The sequence below is a fragment of the Blastococcus sp. CT_GayMR16 genome, assembly GCF_004570875.1.
Taxonomy (GTDB): domain Bacteria; phylum Actinomycetota; class Actinomycetes; order Mycobacteriales; family Geodermatophilaceae; genus Blastococcus_B.
Map to the genome: position 1 here is coordinate 59,974 of NZ_SPQK01000004.1, position 11,806 is coordinate 71,779.

Genomic DNA, 11,806 nt, shown 5'->3' on the forward strand with positions numbered 1-11,806 from the left:
GCGCAGCTCAGCCACCGCTGGACTGCTGGTCGACGTTGCCGTTCTGCAGCGACTCGAACGGCGTGGTCGCCGTCGACTGCCCGGGCTGGCCGATCTCCTCGAGCGCCTCGGACGTGGACATCCCCGACTGGCGGGCGTCCAGGTAGGCGTCGTAGTCGTCGCCGGACACCGCGCGGACCTCGAAGTTCATGAACGCGTGGTAGGTGCCGCACAGCTCGGCGCAGCGGCCGACGTAGGCGCCCTCCTCCTGGACGGTCACCTCGAACACGTTGTTGCGGCCGTTCTCGTTGCCCGGGATGACGTCGAGCTTGAAGAGGAACTCCGGCACCCAGAACGAGTGGATGACGTCGGCGGAGGCGACCTCGAACCGGATCGTCCGGTCGGTGGGCAGGACCAGGATCGGGATCTCGGAGCTGTTGCCGATGGTGCTGACCGGCTCGCCGTCCTCACCGGTGGTCTCCGGGTAGACGAACTGCCAGTTCCACTTGAAGGCGTTGACCGCGATCGTCTCGTCGGGCTCGTCGCTGAGCTTCTGCACCCGGTCCTGGACCACGACGGTGAAGAAGAACAGGCCGGCGATGATCAGGAACGGCACGATCGTGTAGACGATCTCGAGCGGCAGGTTGTACGCCGTCTGCTTGGGCAGCTCGTCCGAGCGCTTCCGGTGGCGGACCACCGACCAGAGGATCAGACCCCAGACGCCGACACCGACGATGAGCGCGGCGATGACCGATCCGGTCCACAGCTCGCGCATGTCCTGGGACTGCTCGGTGATGCCGTCCGGCCAGCCGAACCGCCAGAATTCGTTGTTCGGCATGTCGCATCCGGTGAGGGTCAGAACCCCCAGGAGACCGAGCGCGGCCAGCCGCGCGAGCCTGCTGCCTCGAGCCACTGCTCGCTGCCTCCTCGTCCTCCGTCCGGAGCTCCGGACGGTCCTCCCAGCGGGTCGTCCACCGGTCCCCGGCGGACGGCATTCCCGCCGATTCCAGTGTGGGGCGAGACTAGCCGACTCCGCTCGGCGGCTGACCACCGGAGACGCCGCACCGGCGGGTCGCGTGCAGGCCCAGGCCTCGCGGCGGCCGGACCGCCCGGACGCGGGCCCCACACGCGGCCGGGCGCCGTCGTCCGGCGGTTAGAGTCCAGTGCGTGTTCTCCCGGCTGCTGACCCCGAAGTGGCTGCTGTTGCACGTACTCGTGGCGGCCCTCTTCGTGGCGACCTTCTTCCTGGGCTACTGGCAGCTGACCAAGGCCGAGGCCGGCGGCGGCGCCGTCAACTGGAGCTACGCGCTGCAGTGGCCGCTGTACGGCTTCATGGGGCTGTGGTTCTACCTGCGCATGGTCCGGATCGAACTGCACCGGGATCCGGACGACGGCGCACCGGGACGGGACGTCGTCCTCTACCAGCGCCCGCGCATCGACACGACAGGAGACCCCGAGCTGGCCGCGTACAACGCCTACCTCGCCGAACTCAACGAGCGCGCGCTCGGCCAGCGGAGCAGCCCCCATGGCCGCTGACCGGACGACGTCCGCGCGTGATTCCGAGCAGGCGATCGCGGCGGCACTCCAGCGCTACCGCGTGATGGCCAACGTCGTCGGCGTCCTGTTGATCCTGCTGATCTGCGTCGCCGTCCCGATGAAGTACCTGGCCGACATCCGCGAGCCGGTCGTCGTCCTCGGCACGGCCCACGGCTGGCTGTACGCCCTCTTCTTCCTGTCCGCCGTCGACCTGGCGCTGCGGGCGAAGTGGAGCCTGAGGGGAGCGGCGCTCACCATCCTGGCCGGCACCGTGCCCTTCCTGTCCTTCTACGCCGAGCGCAACGCCACGCGGAAGACCCGCGCCGGCGAGCCCGTCTGACCTCCCCCACCCCGAGGACCTGCGCCTGATGTGTGGCCTGCTCGCCTATTTCTCCACCGACGCCGACCGGGTCGACGACGCCACGGTCTCGGGGGTGCGGGAAGCCCAGCACTGCATGCGTCACCGCGGCCCGGACGAGAACGAGGCCTGGTCGGACGACCGGGCGGTGTTCGGGTTCAACCGGCTGTCCTTCATCGACATCGAGCACAGCCACCAGCCGATGCCGTACGCGGACGGCCGGTACCGGATCGTCTTCAACGGCGAGATCTACAACTACCTGGAGCTGCGGGCCGAGCTCGCCGCCGCGGGTGCCACCTTCGCGACCGAGGGCGACACCGAGGCGATCGTCGCCGGCTACCACTTCTGGGGCGAGGACGTCGTCCCCAGGCTGCGCGGCATGTTCGCGTTCGTCATCTGGGACACCCAGGACCACACGGTGTTCGGCGCCCGTGACCCCTTCGGGATCAAGCCGCTGTTCACCACGCGACTGGCCGACGGCGGGATCGTCTTCGGCTCGGAGAAGAAGGCGCTGCTCGAACTGCTCGGCGGCAGTAAGGCAGCGGGCGAGGTCGATCCGGCGTCACTGCAGCACTACCTGACGCTCCAGTACGTCCCCGAGCCCGCGACCCTGCACCGGGGGATCCGCCGGATCGAGAGCGGCACGAGCTTCACGGTCGTGGACGGCGAGCTGCGGACGAAGCGCTACTTCCACCCGACGTTCCCGATCCGGCCGGTCGCGAAGGACGAGGAGCAGGCCCTGTACGACCGGATCGCCGGCGTCCTCGACGAGTCGGTGCGCATGCACATGCGCGCCGACGTCACGGTCGGCTCGTTCCTGTCCAGTGGCATCGACTCGACCGCCATCGCCTCGCTCGCGCACCGCTACAACACCGACCTGATGACCTTCACGGTCGGATTCGAGCGGCAGGCGCAGTCGGAGATCGAGATTGCCGCCGAGTCCGCCGCGATCCTCGGAGTGCGGCACGTGCCGGTCGAGGTGACCGCCCAGGAGTTCGCCGACGCCATTCCCCTCGTGGTCTGGTACCTCGACGACCCGGTCGCCGATCCGGCGCTGGTACCGCTCTACTTCGTCGCCCGTGAGGCGCGCAAGCACGTCAAGGTGGTGCTCTCCGGCGAGGGAGCCGACGAGCTCTTCGGCGGGTACACGGTCTACCGGGAGCCGATCAGCCTGGCGTGGGCGACGAAGCTCCCCCCGCAGGGACGCCGCGCCCTCGGTGCGCTGTCCCGGCTCGTGCCCGAGGGGGTGCGCGGACGGGACCTGCTGCGCCGCGCGTCCACCCCGTTGGAGCAGCGCTACTACGGCAACTCCCGCAACATGGGGGACGCCGAACTGGCCGCCCTGCTGCCCGCGCACGATCCGGACCTGTCCCACGTGCAGGTCACCGAGGACCTGTACCGCCGCACCCGCGAGGCCGGCTACGACGACGTGACCGCGATGCAGTACGTCGACCTGTTCACCTGGCTGCGCGGGGACATCCTGGTCAAGGCCGACAAGATGACGATGGCCAACTCGCTCGAGCTGCGGGTGCCGTTCCTCGACACCGAGGTGTTCGCGCTGGCCAGCACGCTGCCGCTGGAGATGCGGGTCCCTCGCGGCAGCGACGCCACCAAGTACGCGCTGCGTCGCGCCATGGCCCAGATCGTGCCCCCGAAGATCATGAACCGCCGCAAGCTCGGGTTCCCGGTACCGACCGCGGAGTTCCTCGGTGGTCAGCTGCACGAGTGGGCGCAGCAGATCATCACCGACAGCCAGACCGACGAGTGGCTGGACCGGGATGTGCTCCGCGGCCTGCTCGCCAAGCTCCCGGGTGCGGACCCCACGACCGTCGCCGCCAAGCGCACCGCGCGTCAGGTGTGGACGGTGCTGGTGTTCATGATCTGGCACGGCATCTTCGTGGAGGAGCGGATCAAGCCCGAGATCCCCGAGACGGTCTACCCCGTCCGCCTCTGAGCGTTGAACCACTGAGGCCCGGAATCGATGTGATTCCGGGCCTCAGTGGTCGGCCCCGTTCAGAGGCTCGCCACGAGCTTGCGAGTGGTGAGGAGAACGGGGTCCTTTCTCAGTGGAACGAGTCGCCGCAGGCGCAGGAGCCGCCGGCGTTCGGGTTGTCGATCGTGAAGCCCTGCTTCTCGATGGTGTCGACGAAGTCGATGGTCGCGCCGCCCAGGTACGGGCCGCTCATGCGGTCGACGATGACCTCGACCCCACCGAACTCGTACGTCTGGTCGCCGTCGAGGAAGCGCTCGTCGAAGAAGAGCTGGTAACGCAGGCCGGAGCAGCCACCAGGCTGCACGGCGATGCGCAGCCGCAGGTCGTCGCGGCCCTCCTGGTCCAGCAGCGCCTTGACCTTCGAGGCCGCGGGGTCGCTGAGCAGGACGCCGGTGGTGACGGGCGTGCTGCTGTCGAGGGTCGTGCTGTCCTGCACCGACATGTTTGTGTCCTCCCAGATCTGAGGGTGCCCGCTGCGGCACTTCTGCAGCGAGGCAACACCGTCGAGACGGTGATCCTTCCCTGCCGGGTCCACTGTACGGCGCCGAAGGCGAGTTCCCGGCTCTGCTTCGTCACACACGTAGACTTCTGGCTCGTGAAGCTCCGCCTGCCCGGCCGCCGTGACCCCGCCAAGACGACCATCGCCTCCGGCGCGGACGCCTCCACCGACCTCAGCGAGCAGCTCGTCCGTGCTGCCGGCAAGGGCCGCCCCACACCGAAGCGCAACGAGGCCCAGGGCCGCCGCGCCGGACCGCCCCCGCCGCCCCCCACCACGCGGAAGGAGGCCTACAAGCGCATGCGCGAGCAGCAGGCCTCCCGGCGGACCGAGTCCCGGCTGGGAGCTGCGCGCGGCGACGACTCCTACCTGCCCGCGCGTGACCGCGGCCCGGTCCGCAAGCTCGTGCGTGACGTCGTCGACTCCCGGCGCAACGTCGGCAGCTTCTTCCTGGCCATTGCCGCCGTCGCCCTGATCGGCACGATCGTGCCGAGTGTGGTGGTGCGCAACTACGCGAGCTTCCTGCTCTTCGGCTTCTTCCTGCTGATGATCGTCGACTCGGTGGTCCTCAGCCGGAAGATCAAGCGGAAGGTCGCCGAGCGCCTGCCCGACGATCCGCAGGCCAAGCGCACCAGGGGTCTCGTCTGGTACGGCGTCAGCCGCTCGACGATGATCCGCCGCTGGCGCTTCCCCAAGCCCGAGGTGGCGCTGGGCGCCGACGTGTGACCCGTCAGGGCACGGGGTTAGCGTCGGGGTGTGGAATTCAGACGCCTCGGCCGCTCCGGCCTGAACATCTCCGAGATCGCATACGGCAACTGGCTCACCCATGGTGGCCAGGTCGAGGAGGACGCCGCGCTGGCCTGCGTGCGCGCGGCCCTCGACGCCGGCATCACCACCTTCGACACCGCTGACGTCTACGCGGGCACCCGGGCAGAGTCGGTCCTGGGCCGGGCCCTCGAGGGACAGCGCCGCTCGTCCTACGAGCTGTTCACCAAGGTCTACTGGCCGACCGGTCGCGGACGTAACGACCGCGGGCTCTCCCGCAAGCACGTCATCGAGAGCTGTCACGCCTCGCTCGAACGGCTCCAGACGGACTACCTCGACCTCTACCAGGCCCACCGCTACGACGCGACGGTGCCGCTCGAGGAGACGATGACCGCCTTCGCCGACCTCGTGCGCGCCGGCAAGGTGCTCTACATCGGGGTCAGCGAATGGCGCGCCGAGGAGATCGCGGCCGGTGCCACCCTCGCCCGGGACCTCGGCGTCCAGCTCATCAGCAACCAGCCGCAGTACTCGATGCTCTGGCGGGTCATCGAGGACGAGGTCGTGCCGACCTCGGAGAAGGAGGGGCTCTCCCAGATCGTCTGGTCTCCGCTCGCCCAGGGCGTGCTCACCGGGAAGTACCTCCCGGGTCAGGCGCCCCCCGCCGACAGCCGTGGCGGCCACGCCGAGGCCGGGACGACAATGCAGCGGATGCTCACCGACGACATCCTCGCCCGGGTCCAGGATCTGCGGCCCATCGCCGACGACCTCGGCCTCTCGATGGCCCAGCTGGCCCTCGCCTGGGTGCTGCAGAACCCCAACGTCGCCGCCGCGATCATCGGGGCCACCCGCCCGGAGCAGGTGCAGGACAACGTCAAGGCGGCCGGGGTGCGCCTCGACGACGACGTCCTGCGACGGATCGACGAGGCCCTGGGCGACGTCGTCGTCCGGGATCCCGCCCAGACGGCCCGGGGCTGAGGGTCAGGGGGCGGCGAGGCCCATCGGTCCGTAGACCTCGTCGTCCCCGTCGAACAGGGTGACCGTGGCCACGCCCCGGTCGAGCAGTTCCCGCCAGTTCTCCCCGAGCCAGGACTCGGCGTCCCCCTGGTTGTCGGTCTCGAGCATCTCCACCCCGAGGGTGGCGGGGTCGATGGCCGAGCCGGTCGGGTCCTCGAGGCGCCAGTGCCAGGTCATGGACGCAGGCTAGTGATCCGTCGTGCCCGTGCTGTGACCGGACAGCGGATTACGCCCTGCCGGGCGCGGGCATGATCCACGCTCGACTGCGTCCGAGCGGAGAACCTTGTGTCAGCACCCAAGCCCCGCAGCACGGACGGCGCCACCCGCGCCGCCGTGCCGCCGCCCGATCCGTCCCAGGCCTCGACCGGTGAGCTGGTCGGCCAGCTGAGCGAGCAGGTCAGCCGGCTGGTCCGCGACGAGGTCCGGCTCGCCCAGGCCGAGGTCACGCAGAAGGCCAGGCGTCTGGGGATCGGCCTCGGGTTCTTCGGCGGCGCCGGTGTGGTCGCCCTGCTGGGCGTGGGAGCACTGGTGACCGCCGCCATCCTCGGCCTTGCCAATGTGCTGCCCGGGTGGCTGGCAGCGGTTCTCGTGGCCGTCGTCCTGTTCGCCGTCGCCGGGGTGCTGGCGCTGATCGGGAAGAAGGACGTCGACAAGGCGAAGCCGCCGCTGCCGACCGAGACGATCGCGAGCGTGCAGGCCGACATCGACACCGTGAAGCAGGCGGTCTCCCGGTGACCACACCCGATACGAACGACCCCGACCAGATCAAGGCCGAGATCGACGCCACCCGCGAGCAGCTCGCCCGGACCGTCGACGAGCTCAGCGCCCGGCTGGACGTCCCGGCCCGCGCCAAGGAGAGTGCGGCCCGCGCGAAGGACACCGCGGTCGAGACCTACCGCGAGAGCCCGCCACTGGTGATCGGCGGGGCCGTAGCCCTGGTGGGACTGGTGGTCGGTCTGGTGATCGTGCGCCGGAAGCGTGCGACGAGAAGGAGGAAGCGTTGAGCAAGGGAGCAAAGCTCGCCTACCGGCCGATCGGCCTCATCGGCGGCATCCTGGCGGGAACCCTGTCCGGGATCGTCTTCAAGCAGATCTGGAAGCAGGTCGCCGACGAGGACGACGCGCCGACGGCGCTGCAGAGCGAGTACTCGATGAAGGAGGTCGTGATCGCCGCGGCCATCCAGGGCGCGATCTTCGCCGCGACGAAGGCCGCGATCGACCGGGCCGGCGCACGCGGATTCAAGCAGCTCACCGGTGCGTGGCCGGGCGACTGATCGCCCGCGGGCCCGGCCCGCTTCACTGCACTCGGCCGTCCGTCAGCAGGGGGAACGCGATGTCAAGCACCAGACAGCGCGACAGCGCCGTCGACCGCATCCGGGAACGGGTCGAGGAGAAGGCCGCCCGGCGCGCGGAGGCTGCGCGGGCCGCCGCCGAGCGGCCCGCGCAGGATCCGGACACGCCGCCGGCCGGGTCGCCGACCCCGGAGGAGCTCCCGGGCATCCACGCGGAGAAGCCCACCGAGATCCCGTGGCGGGGCTGGAAGCAGATCCTCAAGCGGGCGTGGGCCGAGAACAAGGCCGACAACATGCCGATCATCGCTGGCGGTGTGGCGTTCTTCGGCTTCCTGGCGGTCTTCCCGGCGCTGATCGCCCTGGTCTCCCTGTACGGGCTGGTCGCCTCCCCCGAGACGGTCGCCCAGCAGGTCGAGGAGCTGTCCGCCCAGCTGCCCGACAGCGCCGCGGAACTCATCGGCGAGCAGCTCACGGCCATCGTCAACAACAGCGGCAGCGCCCTGACCCTGAGCCTGGTCGTCTCGATCCTCGCGGCCCTGTGGAGCGCATCGGGCGGCATGGGCAACCTGATCACCGCGGTCAACCTGGCCTACGACGAGGTGGAGACCCGCAACTTCGTCAAGCTGAAGCTGACGTCGCTCGCACTCACCCTCGGCTCGATCATCTTCGTGCTGGTGACGTTCGGGCTGGTCGCCGTCGTCCCCGCGATCCTGGAGGCCCTGCCGCTGGGCATCGTCGGCACGATCCTCGCCCAGGTCGCGCGGTGGGTGGTGCTGCTCGGCGTCTTCGCGGGTTCGCTGGCAGTCCTCTACCGCGTCGCACCCGACCGCGACGCTCCCCGCCTGCGTTGGGTCAGCCTGGGCGCGGTGATCGTCACCGTCATCTGGGCGCTGGTCAGCGTGGGCTTCGCGCTCTACGTGAACAACTTCGGGTCCTACGACAAGACCTACGGCACGATCGCCGGCGTCATCGTGCTGATGCTGTGGCTGTACCTGACCTGCTACCTGGTCCTGCTCGGGGCGGAGATCAACTCCGAGGCCGAGCACCAGACGGCGCACGACACGACCACCGGCGAGCCGCAGCCGATGGGCGCCCGGGACGCGAAGATGGCCGACACGCTGCCCGACTCACCCGAGCCGAAGACGGGTGACAGCGACCCGACACGGAAGCGGTAGCGCTCAGCGCACGTGCGACGGGACGAACGGCGGCCGCACGACCTCCACGGCCTGGGGCCGCCCCCGGACGTCGACGGTCACCTCCGAGCCCGCCTCGATGCCGGCCGCGGCGTCGATCAGGGCCAGTCCGATGCCGGTGCGCAGGCTCGGTGAGAACGTCCCGCTGGTGACCTCGCCGATCCGGGCGCCGCCGGCGTCGAGCACCGACATGCCCGGCCGGGGAATCCCCCTGCCGGTCGCCCGCAGTCCCCACAGCAGCCGGGCAGGACCGGCCTCCTTCTCGGCCAGCAGCGCGTCCCGACCCCAGAAGGCGGGCTTCTTCCAGCCCACGGCCCAGCCGCTGCGCGCCTGGTTGGGCGTGATCTCCAGCGACAGCTCGTGGCCGTGCAGCGGGTAGCCCATCTCGGTGCGGAGGGTGTCGCGGGCCCCCAGCCCGCAGGGACGGATGCCGAGGTCCTGCCCGCATTCGAGGACGGTGTCCCACAGCTCAGCCGCGCGGTCGGCGTCGACCAGCAGCTCGTAGCCGTGCTCACCGGTGTAGCCGGTGCGGCAGACGGTCACCTCCGCGGCGCCGTGCGCGCCGGTGCCGGTCACGAACGACATGTACGAGAGCTCCCCCGGCAGCCCGAGCAGCTCCAGCACCTGCAGCGCGTGCGGCCCCTGCACGGCGAGGACGGCGACCTCGGCGTGCCGGTCGGTGATGGTGATCGCCTCCGGCGCGGCCTCCGCCAGGCGGCGCAGCACCTCCGGCGCGTTGGCGGCGTTCGGCACGAGCAGCACGTGGTCGGGGCCGTGCAGGTAGACGATCAGGTCGTCGACGACGCCGCCGCTCTCGTCGCAGCACAGCGTGTACTGCGCCTGACCTGGGCCGATGCGGGAGAGGTCGTTGCTCAGGCAGGTGTCGACGAACGCCGCCGCGCCGGGTCCGCGCACCGTCGCCGTCCCCAGGTGGGAGACGTCGAAGAGGCCGACGGCCTCGCGGACGGCGGTGTGCTCGGCGAGCACGCCGCCACCGGCGTACTCGATCGGCATCGACCACCCGCTGAAGTCGGCGAGCTTGGCACCGGCGGCCACGTGCCGGTCGTGGAGGGGCGAGGTCAGCAGGCTCACGGACGCCACGCTAACGCGGCCCCGCTGCAGGGCCCCGCGGCGAGCTTGCGGGGTGCGGGGGGCAGCGGGGCCCTTTGACTACGATCGAGCGGTGCCGCCGACGATCTCCGCCACCGACCACCCGCTCGAGAAGCTGACCGGCGACGCCGTCGTCGTCGCCGTCGGGAAGGGGCCCGACGGGCTGCTGCCCACGCCAGGTGCCGAGGCGGTCGACCGCCTGCTGGGCGGGCGCCTGCTCCCGGCTCTGGCCGACCTGGGTGCGCGCGGCGCCGAGGACGAGGTCACCCGGCTGCCGTCCTTCGGGCAGGGCCCGTTCCCCGTCGTCGCGGTCGCCGGTCTCGGAGCGCCCGACGCCCTCGGCGCCTACACCGCGGAGGCCGTGCGCCGCGCCTCCGGCGCCGCGAGCCGCGCCCTCGCGGGACGTCGCTCGGTGGTCAGCCTCCTGGCCGCGGTCGGCGGCCCGCCGGACGCCGAGCGCCTGCACGCCGTGGCCGAGGGAGCGCTGCTCGGCGCCTACGAGTTCACCGCCTACAAGTCCGATCTGCCGGCCGACCGCAAGGCGCCCCCGAGCGACTTCACGATCGTCGTTCCGGTCGCCGCCGAGGCCGAGGCGGCGCTGCGCCGGACCCGGGCCGTCGCCGACGCCGTCGCCCTGGTCCGCGACCTGGTGAACACCCCGCCGAACGACCTCTACCCGGCCGAGCTCGCCGCCCGCGGTGCCGCCGCCGGCGAGAAGCTGGGCCTCGCCGCGGAGATCCTCGACGAGGACGCGCTGGCCGCCGGTGGCTACGGCGGCATCCTGGCCGTCGGCGCCGGCTCGGTCCGCAAGCCCCGACTGCTGCGCCTGACCTACGCCGGCCCAGGCGCCCGCAAGAAGATCGCGCTGGTCGGCAAGGGCATCACGTTCGACAGCGGCGGCATCTCGATCAAGCCCGCCGCCAACATGGAGAACATGAAGAGCGACATGGCCGGTGCCGCGGCCGTGATCGCCACCGTGTGCCTCGTCGCCCAGCTGCGCCTCCCGGTCGAGGTCACCGCAACGGTGCCCATCGCCGAGAACCTGCCGAGCGGCACCGCCTACCGGCCGGCCGACATCATCACCTTCCGCAACGGCAAGAAGGCGGAGATCACCAACACCGACGCCGAAGGCCGGGTGGTGCTCGCCGACGCGATCGCGCGCGCCGCCGAGGACCGTCCCGACGTCCTGCTGGAGACCTCGACGCTGACCGGCGCGCAGCAGGTGGCTCTCGGCAACCGCACCTCGGGCGTGATGGGCACCGAGGAGCTCCGCGACGCGGTCGTCGCCGCCGGAGCCCGCAGCGGCGAGGGCATGTGGCCGATGCCGCTGCCGATCGAGCTGCGGCGCGGTCTGGACTCCCCCATCGCCGACTTCGTCAACGCCACCACCGACCGGATGGGCGGCATGCTCGTCGGCGGGCACTTCCTGTCGGAGTTCGTGCCCGACGGGCTGCCGTGGGCGCACATCGACATCGCCGGCCCGAGCTACAACACCGGCTCGCCCTGGGGCTACAACCCCAAGGGCGGCACCGGCGTCCCCGTCCGCACCCTGCTCGCCACGATCGAAGCCCTCATCGCCGACTGAGCGAGCTCCCTGATGATCAGGTCTCCTGATCATCAGGGGTCCTAGCTCACCGTCGATGGTGAGCCAGGACCCCCAACGGTGAGCTAGGACGGCGCCGACCCGTCAGTCGAGGCTGTCCTTCTGGCGGGCGCTCCAGTCCCGCATGCGCTGGGGGTAGCCCGTCACCTGTGCGTCGTAGACAGGGATCGCCAGATCGCGGGAGAGACGGCGCGCGATGTCCAGGCCGTCGATGCGCCGGCGGGTCCACTCGCCGTCTGCCGCGACCAGCACGATCGTCGTCTCGGTGACGGCGGTGCGCGGCTCCACGTACCCCTCGACGCCGCGGCGGGTGGCCACGAACTGCTCCAGATGACTCAGGTCGCCCTTGTGCGAGCCGCGGTCCAGCGTTCCCCGACCACCGCCGCGACCGCGCCCCGAGCCGCCACGGCCACCGCCGCGCAGCCGGTCGAACAGGCCCATGGCGTCCCTCCCGTCGTCCGGTCCCGC

General features: G+C 71.0%; 15 protein-coding genes. 10 read left to right on the forward strand and 5 right to left on the reverse strand.

What is annotated here, in order from left to right; genetic code table 11:
- Nucleotides 1–7: 7 nt before the first annotated feature.
- Nucleotides 8–817, reverse strand: coding sequence for a cytochrome c oxidase subunit II (gene coxB / locus E4P38_RS06685; protein WP_245160847.1), 810 nt, complete (start codon nucleotides 815–817; stop codon nucleotides 8–10).
- Between the two features lie 329 nt (nucleotides 818–1,146).
- Between coxB and E4P38_RS06690 the strand changes: the two genes are divergently transcribed.
- The 3 genes from E4P38_RS06690 to asnB are packed head-to-tail and all read left to right on the forward strand — an operon-like array spanning nucleotide 1,147 to nucleotide 3,827.
- The gene (locus E4P38_RS06690; RefSeq protein ID WP_135130996.1) at nucleotides 1,147–1,515 is read left to right on the forward strand and encodes a metalloprotease; all 369 of its coding nucleotides are present in this window, start codon (nucleotides 1,147–1,149) and stop codon (nucleotides 1,513–1,515) included.
- The gene (locus E4P38_RS06695) at nucleotides 1,505–1,855 is read left to right on the forward strand and encodes a DUF3817 domain-containing protein (RefSeq protein WP_135130997.1); all 351 of its coding nucleotides are present in this window, start codon (nucleotides 1,505–1,507) and stop codon (nucleotides 1,853–1,855) included. Before E4P38_RS06690 ends, E4P38_RS06695 begins: the two co-directional genes overlap by 11 nt.
- 28 nt (nucleotides 1,856–1,883) lie before the next feature.
- Nucleotides 1,884–3,827: an asparagine synthase (glutamine-hydrolyzing) gene (gene asnB, locus E4P38_RS06700; protein ID WP_135130998.1), complete on the forward strand. Its 1,944-nt coding sequence runs from the start codon at nucleotides 1,884–1,886 to the stop codon at nucleotides 3,825–3,827.
- Nucleotides 3,828–3,936: 109 nt separating this feature from the next.
- On the opposite strand, the gene E4P38_RS06705 is transcribed toward asnB, so the two are convergent.
- The gene (locus E4P38_RS06705; protein WP_135130999.1) at nucleotides 3,937–4,308 is read right to left on the reverse strand and encodes an iron-sulfur cluster assembly accessory protein; all 372 of its coding nucleotides are present in this window, start codon (nucleotides 4,306–4,308) and stop codon (nucleotides 3,937–3,939) included.
- A gap of 153 nt (nucleotides 4,309–4,461) precedes the next feature.
- On the opposite strand from E4P38_RS06705, the gene E4P38_RS06710 reads away from it, so the two are divergent.
- Together E4P38_RS06710 and E4P38_RS06715 are read left to right on the forward strand one after the other, a co-directional pair.
- The gene (locus E4P38_RS06710) at nucleotides 4,462–5,088 is read left to right on the forward strand and encodes a DUF3043 domain-containing protein (RefSeq protein ID WP_135131000.1); all 627 of its coding nucleotides are present in this window, start codon (nucleotides 4,462–4,464) and stop codon (nucleotides 5,086–5,088) included.
- Between the two features lie 30 nt (nucleotides 5,089–5,118).
- Nucleotides 5,119–6,102: an aldo/keto reductase family protein gene (locus tag E4P38_RS06715; RefSeq protein WP_135131001.1), complete on the forward strand. Its 984-nt coding sequence runs from the start codon at nucleotides 5,119–5,121 to the stop codon at nucleotides 6,100–6,102.
- Between the two features lie 3 nt (nucleotides 6,103–6,105).
- On the opposite strand, the gene E4P38_RS06720 is transcribed toward E4P38_RS06715, so the two are convergent.
- Nucleotides 6,106–6,318, reverse strand: a complete 213-nt coding sequence (locus E4P38_RS06720; RefSeq protein WP_135131002.1) for a hypothetical protein — start codon at nucleotides 6,316–6,318, stop codon at nucleotides 6,106–6,108.
- Between the two features lie 108 nt (nucleotides 6,319–6,426).
- On the opposite strand from E4P38_RS06720, the gene E4P38_RS06725 reads away from it, so the two are divergent.
- The 4 genes from E4P38_RS06725 to E4P38_RS06740 are packed head-to-tail and all read left to right on the forward strand — an operon-like array spanning nucleotide 6,427 to nucleotide 8,607.
- Nucleotides 6,427–6,876, forward strand: coding sequence for a phage holin family protein (locus E4P38_RS06725; protein ID WP_135131003.1), 450 nt, complete (start codon nucleotides 6,427–6,429; stop codon nucleotides 6,874–6,876).
- Entirely contained in the window at nucleotides 6,873–7,145 is a 273-nt protein-coding gene (locus E4P38_RS06730) for a DUF3618 domain-containing protein (protein WP_135131004.1), read from the forward strand. Before E4P38_RS06725 ends, E4P38_RS06730 begins: the two co-directional genes overlap by 4 nt.
- The gene (locus E4P38_RS06735; RefSeq protein ID WP_135131005.1) at nucleotides 7,142–7,414 is read left to right on the forward strand and encodes a DUF4235 domain-containing protein; all 273 of its coding nucleotides are present in this window, start codon (nucleotides 7,142–7,144) and stop codon (nucleotides 7,412–7,414) included. Before E4P38_RS06730 ends, E4P38_RS06735 begins: the two co-directional genes overlap by 4 nt.
- A gap of 59 nt (nucleotides 7,415–7,473) precedes the next feature.
- A complete protein-coding gene (locus E4P38_RS06740) occupies nucleotides 7,474–8,607 on the forward strand; it encodes a YihY/virulence factor BrkB family protein (protein ID WP_135131006.1) in 1,134 nt (377 codons plus the stop codon).
- Nucleotides 8,608–8,610: 3 nt separating this feature from the next.
- On the opposite strand, the gene gcvT is transcribed toward E4P38_RS06740, so the two are convergent.
- Nucleotides 8,611–9,717: a glycine cleavage system aminomethyltransferase GcvT gene (gene gcvT, locus E4P38_RS06745; protein WP_135131007.1), complete on the reverse strand. Its 1,107-nt coding sequence runs from the start codon at nucleotides 9,715–9,717 to the stop codon at nucleotides 8,611–8,613.
- 91 nt (nucleotides 9,718–9,808) lie between these two features.
- Here gcvT and E4P38_RS06750 point away from each other — a divergent pair, with 91 nt between their 5' ends.
- Nucleotides 9,809–11,320: a leucyl aminopeptidase gene (locus E4P38_RS06750; protein ID WP_135131008.1), complete on the forward strand. Its 1,512-nt coding sequence runs from the start codon at nucleotides 9,809–9,811 to the stop codon at nucleotides 11,318–11,320.
- A 102-nt stretch (nucleotides 11,321–11,422) separates the two neighbouring features.
- Here the strand turns inward: E4P38_RS06750 and E4P38_RS06755 are convergent, their stop codons facing one another.
- Nucleotides 11,423–11,779 carry an oxidoreductase gene (locus E4P38_RS06755; RefSeq protein ID WP_209308979.1) on the reverse strand — a complete coding sequence of 119 codons (357 nt, stop codon included), beginning with the start codon at nucleotides 11,777–11,779 and terminating at the stop codon, nucleotides 11,423–11,425.
- Nucleotides 11,780–11,806 lie beyond the last annotated feature (27 nt).